The following is a 17,282-nucleotide window of genomic DNA, read 5'->3' on the forward strand; positions in this document are numbered from 1 at the left end:
GTCCTTGGATTATTGACCTTTCGACTTGGGGCGGAAATTTGGTAGTTCCACCGATGCTAAAGATTTCCGTCCCTTGGGTGGACGCTGGGGATAAATCAAAGGTGAAGGTGATTTATGATCAAGGTGATATTCACCTAAAGGTTCTGATCTGAAATGCTCTTTTGGCAATTCTGACCAATAATCATTATTTTCGGGAATATTGGCAATATTTTGCTCTTTTTCGGGAGTAGAGGCATTTATTAGTGATTCATTGCTGGATGAAAGTGTAAACTCTGGAAAATGACTTTCCGTTACTAAAGACTGTTCTATGATTGTTTCCAGTGGCTCATTTTTTTCCAGATTTGATGCTAAGGTATCCCAAATTAGCCCATCATCTGGATGACTCTCTGTATCATTGACTGTTGGTGAAGTTGAGGGTGCAGACTGAGAAGCAAAAAACATTTCGATCAGACTTTCCAACTGGCGATCTAAATTTGATCCCCCAGGAGAAGAAACATCTGCAACTTCAGCAGTAGATTCACTATCCTCTAATTGGGGACTTGACTGTATTGGGATTTCTATATCATCCACATCTGAAGATTTTTCAGCAGGTTCAGAAATGGAGGTAGAGTAATTTTGTTGATCTTGTTGATCAGCGCATGGAGTTGAAGGTTCTAGCCAGGAATTATCTAAATGTTGACGTAGAGTGCTACAAGTATCATGGGTAGCATCGGTTTCCGCAGACCAAGGTTTAATAGGTTGTGCATTGGGAAACAAAGACCTGGCTTTTCTAGAAAATCTGCTATGTCCACCAGTAAGATCATGGGGATGATAGACAGTATCCTCTAGGGTGTCATAGTTGGTGTCATAGTTGGTGTCATAGTTGGTGTCATAGTTGGGGACAGGGGTATCTAGACATTTTTCCAGTGCTGCTTTAAATTGCAAAGTTTGACGTTGTTGGCGTATTAGTCGAGTACGTAATTCCCGACAAGTATTTTCTGAGTGCAATAGTTGGTGAGATTGTTCACTGTAGTTAGTTTGTAGCAGTGTACATTCCCTTTCCAGTTGGGCTACTCGTTGCTGACTCAGTTGTAACTGTGCCTTATGGGTTTCAATGAACATTTCCTGACTTTGAACAGTTTGGACAGCCGTTTCTAATTGCTGGAAAAGAGACTGAATTTGCTCTTGAGCCGTTGCTAGTTCCTGAGTTTGTTGATTCAACATTGAGTCAGTGACACTAGAGCGTTTTTTTTGCCACTGCAAAATCTTTTCTGCCTCAGCTAATTCTTGTTTTAGCTGCTTTACTTGAGCATACAAATCACCGTTAGCTGTTTGTAACTCTTCATTCAGCGTCAGCAACTTCTGAAACTCTGAATCTACCAGGGCTTGTTTTTCACTGTCAGGTTCTGCAATCCAATCTTTTTGGGTATTATGATCTTGTAAATTGTCTGTAACTGTAGATTCAGACTGCTGTATATTTAGCCCGTGGTCAACATCATCTGCTGGGTTCAGGAGTGGTAAATTAGTCACGGCTGTATTTTCATCATGCAGAACTGAGTAAAAGGGACAACTCGCCTGCTCTGATTTCGGCGAATTTGCAAAATTTCGGGGTTCAATCACAGTGCCATTGTTTGAGGTGTCACCTATATTCATCACTCTTGACCCACCTGCTTAAAAATATTCAGCAACGTTCATAGCAGCATTGCTGATCAAATATGTTCGATTCCGAGGTAATCAGGATTGCCTCTAGAAGCCAAGTTTAACTGCTATATAAATCCTAGACAAGTCTAGATTGCTATGGTGTACTATTTTGGCTTCCCAGGGGTAGAGGGTGTGAACCTACTTGACGTTTATTAAAAGTTATATCAAGTTGCTAAAAAATATTATCAAGCCGTCCCTATGCACTCAGCTACTGTAATTTGGTAGAGATTATCAGAGTTTAAAGTATTTTATTTGACAATTTTGATTAAGCACTGGGGACTGGTGACTGGTGACTGGTGACTGGTGACTGGTGACTGGGTAATCAATTTTATTTTTTCAAATTACCAATTACCAATTACCAATTACCAATTACCAATTTACGGTAGCCAGAGGGGATGAAAACCAACTAAGGGCAGTTGTTCTGGCTTAATTTCGGGGTTTCCTTGGTCAGTGATAGGTAAAAGAGGCATTAACCACAGACTGCTCGTAGCTATCGGTTCTCCATCATCTGTTTTTAAGGTATTGACTGGTAGGGTGGTGGCCGTATCTCCTACTGGAACTATCTGGTCAAACAAAATAGCCAACCCATCGGGTGCTAAACTCATTTGCACATTTCTTTGGGCGGGGGGTAGCATCAACAGTGGTTTTTGTTCTTGGGTTTTGAGGTTAATCGCCACTAAATAAGGTTGTTCTATGTATTGTTCCTGTGATACTAGCTGTGTTAACAAACAGTAAAGGGTGGGTGAGGCAGGATCAAAATTGCAACCGAGAATTGAACCTGTGGTTTTTAATAGTTGTTTCTGTACACCTTGGTTAGTGACTAAGAATAAATCCCGCGTGTAATCAGTATTAAATTTGATCATTGCTGCCTGGGAACCATCTTTAGAGAAAGCTTGAACCAAGCCAAATTGCGGGAGAAAATCTAGGGGTTTAGTTGTATCTCCTTCTAGGGATAAAATTGCTGTTCCTTGTCCTTGGGCAACTGCTACGGCTTTGCTATCTGGTGTAATCAGGAAGTCTCCTCCGGGTTGGCTTTCTAAGCGTTGTGGGGTGGGTTTTTCTCCTGAACTGTCCCTGGGTGCTGACAACTGCCACAGTCCAAAGTCTCCGGGATTATCTCTTTTTCCCCTTTGGACTACTATTGTTTGTCCATCAGGAGAGAGGTCAAATTTGAGGTTTTGATACTCTTTGTTATCTAAAAGTAGGTCAAGTTTACCTGGTGCTTCAGGTTGTTCACCTGGTTCACTAGTAATACCTGTGGTGACTGTATAAATTTGGGCTGAGAGCAATTCTGGATTTTTGGAGGAGCGAGCCGAGAAAAGTATTTTATCTCCGTTGGTAAATGGCTCAAAGTCCATAACAATTAGGTCTTTGGGGGTCAGTACCTTTTTTTGTTCTTGGGTGAGGTTATACAGTACCAATTTTCCCTGTTCTTCTTGATTAGCTCCTATGTAAATTAAGGCTCGATTCCGAGTAGAAAAGCTACCTGTAAAGGCTTGCATGAGCCTGTTTTTGCCTTGTGTTTGGGAAAATTTATCTCTAGCTCCTTCTAGAGAAACTTTATAGTTAGTCCCGTAAGGTGCTGGAGTGACGAGTGTGTAAACCATTCGTCGTCCTGCCCAACTGATTTTACCTGCCAGTGGGGGATCGATTTTTAAATTATCTTCGACGCTTTTGGTGTCCATTGGACGACTAAAGGTGAGGGTGAAAGCTGTGTCTTCAGCGCCGATTTTTTGATTCTGCCAAGTAAAATTGCGAACGACTGGTCTAACTGCATCACCTTGCCAGATCACAAATCCAATCAGCAGACTTAATAACAGCATGAGGGCGATCGCTACCCGATCTAGTGCTTGGATAGATTTATAGGATTTTGTCATTAGTCATTGGTAATTGGTAATTGGTAATTGGTAATTGGTGATGGGTGATTAGTGATTGGTGATTGGTAATAGGTGAATGCAATGAAAGGATTTTGGATTTTGTATTTTGGATTATTTTTGTCATCTCCAATCTAAAATCTAAAATCTAAAATCTAAAATCTAAAATCTAAAATTTTCTTTCCCAGTCCCCAATCACCAATCACCAATCACCTATTCCCTAATAACTATATGGATTTTTGGGTTGGGGAATTTCCTTGAGGGAAGTAGCTTTAATAGTTAATCGGCGTTTATTGGCTATGTTTTCTGTGATCATCTGTCCTTCAATTTCTAGCCAAGTATCTGGTGGGTATTTATCGCGGTTTTCTGGAAGTTGAACTGGTAATCCTGCGGGATAGGCATCGGCTGCACAACAAGTAATCACAAATCTGGCTAATATCAAATGATTTTGATCTAATTCTGGGGGATGAATCACAAATCCCTGGACTTTGACTTTTTGCCCTGTATAAGCGTCCGGTTCTGGATAAACGTTAAGTGTGCGTACCCAGTCGATCAGGGTTCGCTCTTCTGGACGGATGGAGGCACGAAAAGCTTGGGGTTGGGCGCGTGTTGCTCCCAATAGTTCAGTTATACCGCGCTCTAGTGCTGTTTGAGAGCTAAATACTTGGGGGGTAATGATAAATCCTAAAACTGCTGTGGTTAACAGCAACCCACTACTCCAACCAGGGGGAAATAGATTTATATGCTGCTGGTTATTGGGTACTTCATACCGCCGACGTTGTTTCCAAAGTTGTAGTCCCTTGAAAAAACCAATGATTAGTAACCCCATAGCACCCAAAATGACTAACCAAAAGAAATCTGGGTGAATCAATAAATTTAGTTCGCCTGTGAACCAGTATTTCAGCATTAAAATTCCCCAAGCTGTAATCGCTAACACATCTAGCCAAGGGAGTAACTGATTTGGGATTTGGGATTTGGGATTTGGGATTGTAGTCATTATTTATTGAGTCATTATGTTAGTTGTAATTTGTCATAGATAACGGAGAATTTACAAAAATTACATGACTGGCTTACATGACGTGCAAATTCAAAATTAAGGTAAATAAAAGTGTTAATTGTCCGGATAAAGCAAATAGATAAAATAGAGCTTTAGGTTTGAAAATTGATAACATCAATCCGACACCTTTGATATCAATCATTGGTCCAAATACTAGAAAAGCTAACAAAGAACCAGTGGTAAAGGTTGAGGCGAAAGATAGGGCGAAGAAAGAATCGACTGTGGAACAAATTGATACTACTGCGGCTAGTACCAACATAGCAAGAATTGAGGTAATTGGACCTGCACCTAGACTGAGGATGAGTTCACGGGGGGCTAATACTTGAATTGCGGCTGCTATTGCACTTCCTACTACCATCACTCCGCCTAATTCCCGTAATTCTTGAACTATATTATCCAATACTAGACGGAGTTTATCTGCAAAAAGTTTATTTGGGGTAGAAGTTGTGATATTTGCCTGGTTTAAATTTCCACCCAGCTTTGTAGATATACCTGCTTTGCCACCAAGAATATAAGTTCCTGATTGTAACAGGGGACTAACCGATGGTTCTTCTTGTAACTGATAACGTTTTCTCTTGGTTTTAGGTTCGGCTTGAGTGGGGGGATTAAATTTCAGATAACGTGCGATCGCCGGTTGCAAGAAAGGACTTAAATCTTTTTGGAAGCTGAAAACAAAACCGATAATTGTAGCGATCGCTAAGGACAATACGACTCTTAACACTACTATTTCTGGTTGATCTCTAAATGCTGTCCAAGTTGCCCAAATCACAATTGGGTTAATTGTCGGTGCTGCTAGTAAAAAGCCTATGGCTACTGGTGTGGGTACTCCTTGCATTAATAATCGCCGTGCCACTGGCACGTTACCGCACTCACACACTGGAAATAAAAAGCCGATCATACTGCCAAACAAAGCTCCCAGCAGGGGATTTGTGGGCATTATATTTACCAATTTGCGCTCATCAATAAAAAATAACAGCAAACTGGAAAATAACACCCCTAGCAGCAAAAAAGGCATGGCCTCGACTAGCAGACTCAGAAATAGGGTGAAACCATTGTTCAGTTGATTGATCATCATGTCGCAGTCAACAGCGGTTGGGAATTTTGGAGTTATGCCTAGTCATTTTATCTAAATCAGGAAGAAACGGGGATCAATCGGGGATCAAATGCAACGTTGTCAGTATTTAGCCATCTGTCTTTAGCAGTCAGCTTTTTAAACGATAACCTAACTTTACATTTTACACTGCTACCTCAGATCACCATAAAACGAGTGAATTTAATTTTGTCTGATTACTTATTAGGGGGATATTCAAGTAAATTTTGACCACGTTGGTAAATTTCCTTTGCATAATCTGTCCACGCTCCTTGTCCCCAATAACGAAAACAGCTTGTTTGTAACAAGAGGTTATGTAATAAAACTTGGCGGTAGTGGGTTTCTCTAGTTACAGGTTTATCTGATGTATTTGACAACAGGTGATCAAATTTTTGATGAAATAAATTACTTAATTCATACATGGGAGATAACACATTTTCGTATCCTTGCACCCAACTAATATGATTCGTCCATGATGCGCCGTCAACATGGAAATTAGGGTTAGTTTTCTTGATTGCTTGAATAGCATTTTCCACAGCATCCGGTTGATAATTATCTATAGCTATTCGCTGCCAAATTTGATGTTGTCCGATGGGTTGACATTGGGGAAAATCTTCTGGTTGACAACCAGCAACTTCTAGTAATTCTAAATATTCTGTACCACAAACACCGACAACGCCACTTTTACCTCCCCCATTTTCTAACATATCCCACCAAGCTTGTTTAAAACCGCCAGGAAATTCATTCATCATTACACCACCGTTTTCACCATCACCGATTTGAGTAACGATTGGCGGTATTAAAACATCTCCTAATTGTTGTTTATTTAAAGTTTTCGCTTCATAGTATGGCTGCATTTGGGCAACTAATTTAGTATCTGAACCTTGGGTTTTAATTAATGCGGTAATACTTATTGTTTCTCCTTGGGAATTACGGGCAATTAATTGATGTGGTAAATGTTTATAATTCAAAGGTTCACCGTTAATTGTTTCTACTGTATGTTCTTGCACCAATAACCAACGATAACCACATTCTTTGAGGGCTTTGATAAATGCAAATAGGGTATCTGGATGGTTTGGGAGGTGCATTTCTGGGGGTGAAAATCCTTTAATTCTTGCTAGTGCTTCCCATCCGAAAATTGCTGCAAAATGATGTTGCCAAGCAATAATGTGTAGTTTAAGATCAGCTATGGGTGTGGAAGGAATGACTGCATGACTCCACATTGTTCCCAACCATTCTACATAAGGCTGATAGGTAGGATCGCAAGTGATACGTTTGAGATTTTCTAAAATATCACTTCTTCCCATTTGTTGCAGTCCCCATAATAGATTACCAGAATAATCCAACATGACACGGGGATTACAACCTTGATGGACTAATTCAGGAATAAATTCTCCCATGCGACTATAACAATAAGCGAATGGTCCTGCGTTGTGGTTGTCTCCTTCGTTTTGGTGTTCAAACATATATTGTAGGTTGCTGATCAGTGAACCATTATATCCTGCTGGTATAGTGGGTTGGTGCATATGGAGAGCGATCGCAAATACCGCTTTTACATCTGCTAATTTGATATTTGTTGTTGGTAAAAATACAGGTTGATTATGGTTGACTACAGATATAACTTCTTTTTCCCAACCTGATATATTTGGTAAATTATCAATGATTTCGGGTAAATTTGATAGATTAGATGGTAATTTCAACATTTTCGTTTTTTCCAAAATCAGGTATAACTGTCAATTTTGCACTGATATTTAACAATGAATACCCCAAGCCATGCAATTATAAATCTGGTGATTTTTCATCAACAATTACGCACTCAGGCAAGTCCAGCTATTATCATCGGTGCAATCCTTCCTGATATTCCCATATTTGTGTTCTATTTTTTGATGAAGTTTGTTTACCGTTTACCAGAACGGCAGATTTGGTCTGAGGTTTATTATCAACCTTTTTGGCAATTTATTGTGAGTACGTTTCATTCTATTCCTCTAGCTTTGCTGGGTGTTTTAATTGCCCATTTTGGAAATTGGCAAATAATTGAGGTTGGTTTTATTAGTATAGTGTTGCACTCTTTGTTAGATTTTCCTGTTCATAATAATGATGCACATCGTCACTTTTTTCCTTTTAGTAATTATCGTTTTATTAGTCCGGTGTCTTATTGGGATGTTAAGCATTATGGGCGCATTGCTGCTTTTGTAGAAATTTTGTTGGTTTTGGGGGCAACAATTTATTTATTTCCTGGTGTTCACACTTATTGGGGTGCGGGTTTGTTGGTTGCGGTTAATGTATTTTATTGGTTTGGCTATTTTCGGTTTTACCTGAAAAGGAAAATTAATTGAATATCCCCCCAACCCCCCTGAAAAAGGGGGGCTTTTTTCTATTTCTGAAGCTCTCTTGCCTTTGTGTGCTTTGTGTCCTTTGTGGTTCTTTGTTTCATAATTTTGCGTAATTACTAAATTACTAATTTATGAAATAAACCGCAAAGTTCGCAAAGTTCGCAAAGTAGAAATTTTTTAAGTAATTACAGCTATTTTCAGGTAAATGAACCACATCTTGATTCAGGTTTCGCGCAAAGGCACAAAGGAGCAAAGGCTCAAAGTCAGAAAGAAATTAATTTAGAGTGTGGTTTAAATACATGAAAACTGCTGTAAAGTTAAGGCGTTGTGTTTCAGAGAGGTGGTATTAAGGGGGATGGAGTTATTGACAATTACTTGCGGGCAGTTCCAAAAGCTAGACGATTTCTAGAAAACAACGAATTGCTAAAGTGTTGAATTTTTGTGATGAAATTCTTGATGATGTTGGTTTGAGGTTGTTTGTTTGGTGCTGTTAGTTGTAATACTATTTCTAGTAACCAAGGGGCTAGGTTTTGACACCAAACTGCTAAATGAGATTGCCATCCAACTAATATTTCTGATCTGTCTTTTTGCAGTCCGATGATCAGGGTTTGGGCTACTTGTTGGGGTGTCATGGGGGTAACACCGCGAAATAGTTTTAAGTCGCGCACCATGTCTGTGTCTGTGAGGGTGGGAAGTAAGGCCACAACGCGGATGTTGTGTTCTGCTAGTTCCCGTCTCAACGCTTGGGTAAATCCTAAAATGGCAAATTTGGTGGCGGAATAGGTGGCCATTGTTGGTGCTGCTACTTTACCCATGAGACTGGAAACGTTAACAATTGTTCCCTCTTTTTGGCTGGCCATGCGTCGCGCTATCAAACTTGTGAGGGTGTACATTCCCAATAGGTTGACGGAAAGTTCTTCTTGCACTTGGGGAAGTTTTGTTTGCAGAAATGAGTTTTGGTATGCGATCCCGGCACAGTTAACTAACAGGTGTATCGGTCCGTGATTTTTCCAAATTTGGGCGATCGCAATATTCACGCTGACTGGTTGGGTTAAGTCTAAAGGAATGATTGTGGTTTCGGTTCCCAATTTCTCGATTTCTTGGGCGACTTCGGCTAATTTTTGGCGATCGCGTGCTACCAAGATTAACCGCTTTACTCCTTGCTGGGCTAATTCTAATGCGATCGCTCTTCCAATGCCACGAGAGGCCCCCGTAATTAGAGCAACTTTACCTTGAATATTCATCGGTTTTTACCTCCAAATTTTCCGCCTTCCCTTTCTTTTCCTATCTCTGGGTAAGACGATGAATGGTAATTCTATTCACACGAGATTTTTCTGTTACTCATCTGCAATACCCCTCTTTTGCTGACAAGGTAGAAATTTCTCGTTTTGACGATGGTTTTCTCAAAACTGAAGTTCATTGGCAGAGTGGATACAGCGCATCGGTTTTACCTCTCTTTAGATCCGAGCTTTTACCAGTATGTTGCCACTACACACACTAGCAACTAAATCAAGGGATTGCAATATTTTTTAATAAGAATTTCTTAACAATTCTTCACAAGGTTATATTATATATGCGGTATTTTAGAGAGATAAGGTTTTATTAATACTGACTGATCCCTGTGTTGATTCTTTGATATTTGGATGGAGTAGGATTTTAAAGTGAATTAAACGCGGATAAATGCGGATAACCGAGGATGATATAAGATTATTTGTGTATAATATTATAGTTAGGACTGACTACTGCTATCTTTTAAACCTAATAAACTACTAATTAATTTAGGTAACTCGCTACAACAGGGATTGGAATATTTATATAATTCTTCGCGTTCTATTTGCTTGGCTATTTTTTCAGCACGTTGAATAGCTGTTTCCGTTAATAGTTTTAATGGTTTGGGATAGAGAGACATTGATTTATCATATTCTGGGATATGTTTATTGAGTAAGTTTAGTAATTTATCTCGATTTATTTGTGATAAATGATCTTGAAAATGAATTAAATACCAAAGCTCAAAACAAGGATTTGTAATTGCTAAATTAATTTTTTGACTATTAGCTCTATTAATAGCTTTTTGCCAATTATCCTTGCTTCTTTCAATATGTTCATCTCCATCAAAAACAGCCCAAGCAGTATCATTTGTAGTCCATCTTTTTTCATTTTTCATCTGTTGTCTTTCTTCAATTAGTCTTTCAATGATATTACCTGGGTCTGTTTTCTTTTGAGGAGGTAATACAATAATTTCTAACGTTGGTGAACGCAAATCATTGCGAATACTATTAAAATAAATCGGTTCTGTTTTACTTCCTTCACAAGCGATGAGGATTTTTTGAGTAATTTTTCTGCTTGGTTGACGACGTTCTAACTTTCTGGACATTCCTCATCACCCTGTAATATCATTGTTTCATCCGATGGTAAAAATGGAACTGCTCCAAAGCGTCCATCTAAATAAGCTTTATCTATTGCTAAGTCATTTCTGACATGGAAATCAGTTAAAGGATATAATTCTGTACTATGATCTGGGCGTTTTTGGGTAAACCATATTTGATCCCGTCTGAGTAAGTTATTTCTTTGTAATGTATTATCATGACTGGTGAAAATTAGTTGGGCATTTTTAGGATTTGTTTTGGGATTTTGAAACATCTTGATAATATATTTTACAATGTTTGGGTGAATATTTGTACCTAATTCATCAACAATTATTAATCTACCAACATTGTTCAAAGTTATTACTATCTGGAATGCCCAGTATAAAAGGCGTTGTGTACCCAAAGATTCTTCATCTAAAAGCCACTCAATTTCATCGCCTTCATGTGTTGTATGTACGGCATATATATTGTATTCAAAATCTTCTTCAAATTTCTTTCTTAATTCAATTCTGGAAAGTCCAGTATCAAACTGTTGTATAATCTTCAAGCACTCTTTAAGGACTATATTAGACGTAGAAGCCTTCATTTGCTGTATTACATAATTCATTGTAGTTAAATCTAATTTTTCAATACCTAAATTTACACCAGGATTTCTCGTTTTTATCCAGTTAAATAGTTTTTTTACAATATTAATTTCCAATTGTATTAATATACTAATAAATAGTTCTGTTTCTTTAATACTGCTTTGAAGTTGATTATGTGGTCCAGAAAAATCACTACCTATTTTCCATATAAATTTTTTGCTGTTCTCATCCCATTGACGATAAAATAAACGACGAGTTCGCTTAGTTGTATGCAATGAGTAATCTAGTTTTTCTGAAATTACACGATGTTGATTAATTTCTAATGAATAAGTATAAATATTATCATCAAATAAGGTTCTTAATTCAAATTTTGTAGATTTTTGAGCATATATACTATCTAATTTAAAAGGATCTAGTTTTGCATATTTAATCAATTTGTGTACTCCCATAGCTTTTATCTCGTGTATACCAGGAGACATCATCATTAATAAATAATCCAAAGCTTGAATCACATTACTTTTACCGGATGCGTTAGCGCCAAAAATTGCCAGAACAGGTAAAACTTCAATATCCCAACCTTCCACATAATACCCAGGTGCAATTTCATGATCTGATTTTATCCCTTTGCGTTTGCTGCTTTCGCTGGTTTTACGACGACTGGGTTTTTGAGCGATCGCACTTAGGGTAACAGGTTCTTTAATTGAACGGTAGTTTTCTACTGTAAAATCTAAAAGCATAATTTAAGCCACAAGACGCAATTTTTTGTGATTTCTTCACATAAATCCTATCGTAATTCCTAAAAAATCTCCACTTTCAGCACAACTTGTTATCTTAACTTACACCTACTGCGGACTATTACCACCAAATAATTACACTTTGTTACACACAACTAACTATTACACAAGTATTAGCTTCAAAATAGAAATATACAAAACACGACAAACACAGGTATCAAAATATGGTACGTTTAAAACCCTGGCAATGGATTATCTTGGTTTCACCCATAGCAATTATTATTACCTTCCTCCTCATATCCGCAGGAATGCAAATTCACGCTTGGGGAATAAATTGGATTTGGGGTATATTTACCATTGTATTTGTAGGCTGGAGATGGTTATTAGTAAAATGGACAAAACCTGTTGTAAATCAAATTGAAAATGTCTTTGCTGAAGTCAGAAAAGAATTAGAATCTAGCAGCGATAATAATATAGATGTATCCACAGGAACAGACAAAACCCAACAAATAGAAATTGCATTGCAAAAAGTCCTCAATGATGCTCAAAATGATCGTCCAATTTGGGAAGATTTGCAAACTTTCTGGCAAAGATGTCAAAATTTAGTAATTGCGATCGCTCAAATTTATAACCCAGAAATTAAATATCCCCTGCTTAACATTTACATTCCCCAAGTCTATGGACTTATTCGTGGTACTGTGGATGACATGGATAAATGGATGCAAAAATTATCCCCTGTTCTTAATCAAGTTACCGTCGGACAAACTTATCAAGCTTATGAAGTTTACCGTAAATTAGAACCATCTGCACGCAAATTTTTAAAAGCTTGGAATTTCGCTCAATGGTTTTTAAATCCTGTGGCTGCGGTAGCCAAAAAAGCCAGTGAAGGTATTGGTAATCGCGCTTCTCAAGAATTATTAATTAACCTAAATCAAGTATTAAGAGAAGCAGCTTTGCGGAACTTATGCAAACAAGCAATATCCCTTTATGCAGGAACTAAAATTGAATTACCTACCCCCACCCTACCCCAACCTAAAACCCAAACCCTGCGCGATATTCTCACCCAAGCAGAACCACCAGAAAAAGTAGAACAAAAGCCAGTTAACATTCTTATTGTCGGTAGAAATGGTGCAGGTAAAAGCAGTTTAATCAATACACTTTTTCAAAGTGAACTAGCAGCAGTTGACGTTTTACCCAGCACCGATGAAATTAAAACCTATCATTGGCAAACAGAAACCGGAGAAATTCTCAATCTTTGTGATACTCCTGGTTATGAACAAGTAAAACGCGATGATTTGCGGGATGTAGTCATTGATTATGCCACAAAAGCCGATTTATTATTATTAGTAACTCCGGCACTTGATCCCGCTTTACAAATGGATGTAGACTTTCTCCAAGACATTAAAAAAGAAGTCGCAGATGTACCCATCATTACCATTGTCACCCAAGTAGATAAATTACGTCCTATCCGTGAATGGCAACCTCCATATAATTGGCAAACGGGAAATAAACCAAAAGAGATTTCCATCAGAGAAGCGACAGAATATAGAAATGAACTGTTAGGAAGATTCTCTAATTTGGTTTTCCCAATTGTTACCATTGATGTAAAAACAGGGCGCAATGCTTGGAATATAGACGAATTATCGTTAGGATTATTATCAGAAATAGATCCTGCTAAACAATTACGCCTCACCCGCTTTTTACGCAACTTAGAAACCCGCATTACCGAATCTGCGAAGATCATTGATAATTACACCTTTCAAATGGCAACAACCCAAGGACTTACCGCACTGCTAAAAAGTCCAGTTTTGCAATTTATTTCTACCTTATCAACAGGTTCACCAACCCTTGCTTATCTGTTAGCAGAAAAAATACCCGTTGAACAATTACCGATAGTTATTGGTAAATTGCAAATCGCCTATGAACTGTTTCCCCTATTAAATACAGATAGGGAAAAATCACGCAACTTTGATTTATTATCTCTTTGGCCTTTGTTATTAGAAAATTCTGGTACACCAGATAGTAATGCTTGGGCATTTGGTCATGCTTTAATAGAATATTGGACTCAGAATTTAACCATTGAAGAAATGCAAGAAAGATTTAATTATTACATCAGGAGTCAAGAGTCGTAGGGGCGAAGCATTCGGAAAATAGCCTTTTCATAAAATTGATAATTGGTCGCCCGAATGCTTCGCCCGTACAGGTGTCAGAATTAAGTTTTATCTCGTTATCTCGTTCCCAGTCTCTGACTGGGAATGCCATCCTAGAGTCTCTGACTCTAATTTAACAAAAGGCAGAGCCTTCTAAAATTCATTCCCATACAGAGTATGGTAACGAGAAAACGAGAAAAGAATTAAAATATAAAATCTAAAGCTTGCTTGATAATCAATTCTTGATCTATCATTTTTTGTAAAGTTAATCCATCATAAATTCCCCCAAAAGCTTCTAAAGCAGCATTATCTAAAGCTCGATCATAAGCTTGTAACAAAATCTCCTCTAGTTCTTCTTTATGCAAATAATAACCTCCAGCTTTGCGACGTTTGTTAACTCTAATAATTGCATCCGTCGCATTACGAATAGAAACATCCCAGGAATTAGTTGTGCGTTTTTCTGAATGTTGTTTAATTAAGTGAACTAACAAAATGACACAATAACTATAAATCTTATTAATTTTATCTTCTTTGCTCATTTCCTCTAATTCATCTATTAAATTTAGGGCAGCTTCTAAGTTGCCTGTAATAACTAATTCTCTGAGTTCTAATAATTCTTCCATAAATCACTGTGACATTACTAATAAATTGCTAATAAAATTAATAACTGCTCTATTATATCTCGTTATCTCGTTCCCAGTCAGAGACTGGGAATGCCATCCTAGAGTCTCTGACTCTAATTTAACAAAAGGCAGAGCCTTCTAAAATTCATTCCCATACAGAGTATGGTAACGAGAAGAAACGAGAATAATACTTGCAAAAAAAATTAATAATCTAATCATATTCCGGCTCAAGCTGTGCCACCGTCACTGCATTAAAAGCAAAAGCAAAAACCAAAGGCATGGGACACTTAAAAACAAAGGTATAAATCACAGATAAAATGGTAATAACTACAGCCGTTATTGACCAAAATAACTCATCATTTGTTAAACCATTTTCTTCTTTAATTAATCTTAAAACATGAACCGGAATTGGTTCTGGCATGACTCCCCCAGGAGGAAACGCCCAATAATTACCACGACGTTCCATAAATAAATCTGTCCAGCCGTTTTCCATACACCAAGCTTCGATCCATTCGATAGAATAATGATTGATCATGAACATACAAATTCCATTTTTCAGTTTGAGTCGTCAATGAATATAGATTGAACAGAGATTCCTAACCAGCTAACAGATAGCTATAGAATTAACCTTAATGCCATAATAGTTAAATTAATCGAAAATTTGAGTGCAGCAATTAATGTTGCTGCTCTTAGTCAAAAGACTAGCAGGGAATAGAGATGGTTGGCAACAAAAGATAATAAACTTTACTTGAATTAATGAATATCAATAAATGTAAATTAGTAAATTAAAAGATGAGTATTAGCTAACTTCTTCAGGCAGAATTGATTTATCAAACTTTCGAGAGAATTTAAAGACTCTTTCCCAGAAGACAAGAAAATCACATTAAAAAATATTAAGCAAAACCTATATCCTTCTCAAGATAATGAGGTAAACTGAAACACATGAAACATTACAATTAGTTAAGAAGTTAAGAAATGATGTATTTGCGAAAAGGTTTACCATTGCTTTTAGCGGTTATGATCTGGTGTGTAGCATTTCCAGCCATAGCGGTGGACTGGACTCATCCCCTATCATTTAGTAATGCAGAGTTGGGAAGACATGACTTTTCAGGACAAAATTTACAAGCTGCGGAGTTTTCTAACGCTAACTTAGAAATGGCTAATTTTACTGGTGCTGACTTGCGGGGAGCGGTTTTGAGTGCTTCCGTGATGACACAAGCAAATTTACATGGAGCAGATTTAACCAATGCGATGGTTAATGAAGTAAAATTAAATGGGGCTGATTTAAGTGATGCCGTTTTGTTAGAAGCTATTTTGCTGCGTTCCGTCTTTACTGATGTTAACATCGAAGGTGCAGACTTTAGTGATGCAATTTTAGATAGAGCGCAAATTAAAGAGCTATGTCAAAAAGCTAGTGGTGTCAATTCTCAAACTGGTGTTAAAACTCGTGAGTCGTTAGGATGTCGATAAAGCGTATTGGTATAATTGGTGGTGGACAACTGGCCTGGATGATGGGGGATAGTTCCAAAAAACTAGGATTAGAATTAATAGTACAAACTCCTAGCAAAAATGATCCCGCTGTATCTATTGCGAAGGATACCATTTTTGCCGCAGTTGATGATGCAGCAGCCACGGAAATTTTAGCTACAAAATGCGATGTCATCACCTTTGAAAATGAATTTGTTAACTTAGATGCTTTATCTTTGTTAGAGAAGAAAGGTGTTTGTTTCCGTCCCAGGTTAGCTGCTTTATCTCCTTTATTAGATAAATATCATCAACGTTGCTATTTTCAGGATTTAAAATTACCAGTTCCCCATTTTTTCGCTGTCGAAAAATCAGAAATTTCTGAAAATATAGCTTCAAATATAGCTTCAAAAATAGAATATTTAGGGTTTCCTGTTGTTCTCAAAGCCAGACGACATGGTTATGATGGACAGGGAACTTTTATTATCCATGATTTGGCTACTTTGTCAAAAGTAGTGAATGCAAGTAATACACAATTCTTAGTAGAAGCTTTTGTCCCTTTTACCAAAGAATTAGCTATAATTGCAGCGCGTTCTGTGACTGGGGAAATAGTCACGTATCCAGTGGTGGAAACCCAACAAGAACAACAAGTTTGTCGTCGAGTTATCGCACCAGCGGATATTACTCCCGAACAAGCAGTAGAAGTTAATGCGATCGCTCATACAATATTAAATAGTTTAGATGTAGTCGGCGTGTTTGGCATTGAGTTATTTATCACCGCTGATGGTAAAATACTCATTAACGAAATTGCACCCAGAACTCATAACTCTGGTCATTTTTCCATAGATGCTTGTACAACTTCCCAGTTTGAACAACACCTGAGAGCAGTTGCTGGGTTATCTTTGAATGATACAAGTTTACATTGTGCTGGTGCTGTGATGGTTAACCTGCTAGGGTATGAAAAATCATACAGCGATTATGTACAGCAAAGACAAGAATTAGCAAATATTCCCCATGCTTACCTGCACTGGTACAGTAAAACCGAATCTCGTCCCGGTCGTAAACTTGGACATATCACAGTATTATTAGAACAGCAAAACCGAGATGCTATAGAGTCCATCATTCAGAAGATAGAATCTATTTGGTATCCTGTTTAAATTGGTGACTAGGGACTGGGGACACTTCGACAAGCTCAGTGCATGGCTGGGGACTGGGGACTGGGAATAGAGCAAGTCCTAAGTTGACAATTTCATAGACAAAACTATACTTATATTGACAAAAATCAATATATTTTTAGGAAAAAATCAACTACTTGATATATAATACA

The 17,282-nt window shown here is 37.7% G+C and carries 14 protein-coding genes; 4 read left to right on the forward strand and 10 right to left on the reverse strand.

Annotated elements, in window-relative coordinates:
* Positions 1-9: 9 nt before the first annotated feature.
* The 5 genes from H6F47_RS15525 to H6F47_RS15545 all read right to left on the reverse strand — a co-directional run bounded on the left by H6F47_RS15525 (position 10) and on the right by H6F47_RS15545 (position 7,404).
* Complete coding sequence (locus H6F47_RS15525) at positions 10-1,632, reverse strand: hypothetical protein (protein ID WP_137667049.1); 1,623 nt, start codon at positions 1,630-1,632, stop codon at positions 10-12.
* Between the two features lie 425 nt (positions 1,633-2,057).
* A complete protein-coding gene (locus tag H6F47_RS15530) occupies positions 2,058-3,557 on the reverse strand; it encodes an Ig-like domain-containing protein (protein ID WP_190649903.1) in 1,500 nt (499 codons plus the stop codon).
* Positions 3,558-3,774: 217 nt separating this feature from the next.
* Positions 3,775-4,551 carry a TIGR03943 family protein gene (locus tag H6F47_RS15535; protein WP_137667043.1) on the reverse strand — a complete coding sequence of 259 codons (777 nt, stop codon included), beginning with the start codon at positions 4,549-4,551 and terminating at the stop codon, positions 3,775-3,777.
* 73 nt (positions 4,552-4,624) lie between these two features.
* The gene (locus H6F47_RS15540) at positions 4,625-5,683 is read right to left on the reverse strand and encodes a permease (protein ID WP_137667050.1); all 1,059 of its coding nucleotides are present in this window, start codon (positions 5,681-5,683) and stop codon (positions 4,625-4,627) included.
* A gap of 215 nt (positions 5,684-5,898) precedes the next feature.
* Complete coding sequence (locus H6F47_RS15545; RefSeq protein ID WP_096565186.1) at positions 5,899-7,404, reverse strand: glycosyl hydrolase family 57; 1,506 nt, start codon at positions 7,402-7,404, stop codon at positions 5,899-5,901.
* 54 nt (positions 7,405-7,458) lie between these two features.
* On the opposite strand from H6F47_RS15545, the gene H6F47_RS15550 reads away from it, so the two are divergent.
* Complete coding sequence (locus H6F47_RS15550) at positions 7,459-8,037, forward strand: hypothetical protein (RefSeq protein WP_190649905.1); 579 nt, start codon at positions 7,459-7,461, stop codon at positions 8,035-8,037.
* 368 nt (positions 8,038-8,405) lie between these two features.
* Here the strand turns inward: H6F47_RS15550 and H6F47_RS15555 are convergent, their stop codons facing one another.
* The 3 genes from H6F47_RS15555 to H6F47_RS15565 all read right to left on the reverse strand — a co-directional run bounded on the left by H6F47_RS15555 (position 8,406) and on the right by H6F47_RS15565 (position 11,721).
* Positions 8,406-9,278 (reverse strand): SDR family NAD(P)-dependent oxidoreductase, encoded by an 873-nt coding sequence (locus tag H6F47_RS15555; RefSeq protein WP_096565190.1) that lies wholly within the window; start codon positions 9,276-9,278, stop codon positions 8,406-8,408.
* 485 nt (positions 9,279-9,763) lie between these two features.
* Entirely contained in the window at positions 9,764-10,408 is a 645-nt protein-coding gene (locus tag H6F47_RS15560; protein WP_190346399.1) for an RloB family protein, read from the reverse strand.
* Positions 10,393-11,721, reverse strand: a complete 1,329-nt coding sequence (locus H6F47_RS15565; RefSeq protein ID WP_190346398.1) for an ATP-binding protein — start codon at positions 11,719-11,721, stop codon at positions 10,393-10,395. The genes H6F47_RS15560 and H6F47_RS15565 overlap by 16 nt, the downstream gene beginning before the upstream one ends.
* Before the next feature lie 221 nt (positions 11,722-11,942).
* Here H6F47_RS15565 and H6F47_RS15570 point away from each other — a divergent pair, with 221 nt between their 5' ends.
* Positions 11,943-13,850: a GTPase family protein gene (locus H6F47_RS15570; RefSeq protein ID WP_190649907.1), complete on the forward strand. Its 1,908-nt coding sequence runs from the start codon at positions 11,943-11,945 to the stop codon at positions 13,848-13,850.
* A gap of 221 nt (positions 13,851-14,071) precedes the next feature.
* Here the strand turns inward: H6F47_RS15570 and H6F47_RS15575 are convergent, their stop codons facing one another.
* On the reverse strand, positions 14,072-14,491 hold the full coding sequence (locus H6F47_RS15575) for a DUF29 family protein (protein ID WP_137667047.1): 420 nt from the start codon (positions 14,489-14,491) through the stop codon (positions 14,072-14,074).
* A gap of 211 nt (positions 14,492-14,702) precedes the next feature.
* Positions 14,703-15,026 carry a hypothetical protein gene (locus tag H6F47_RS15580; RefSeq protein ID WP_187039902.1) on the reverse strand — a complete coding sequence of 108 codons (324 nt, stop codon included), beginning with the start codon at positions 15,024-15,026 and terminating at the stop codon, positions 14,703-14,705.
* A 443-nt stretch (positions 15,027-15,469) separates the two neighbouring features.
* Here H6F47_RS15580 and H6F47_RS15585 point away from each other — a divergent pair, with 443 nt between their 5' ends.
* Positions 15,470-15,961, forward strand: a complete 492-nt coding sequence (locus tag H6F47_RS15585; protein ID WP_096565202.1) for a pentapeptide repeat-containing protein — start codon at positions 15,470-15,472, stop codon at positions 15,959-15,961.
* The gene (locus H6F47_RS15590) at positions 15,952-17,112 is read left to right on the forward strand and encodes a 5-(carboxyamino)imidazole ribonucleotide synthase (RefSeq protein WP_190649909.1); all 1,161 of its coding nucleotides are present in this window, start codon (positions 15,952-15,954) and stop codon (positions 17,110-17,112) included. Before H6F47_RS15585 ends, H6F47_RS15590 begins: the two co-directional genes overlap by 10 nt.
* The last annotated feature ends 170 nt before the right edge of the window (positions 17,113-17,282 follow it).

Source organism: Sphaerospermopsis sp. FACHB-1094, from assembly GCF_014696195.1.
Lineage (GTDB): Bacteria > Cyanobacteriota > Cyanobacteriia > Cyanobacteriales > Nostocaceae > Sphaerospermopsis > Sphaerospermopsis kisseleviana.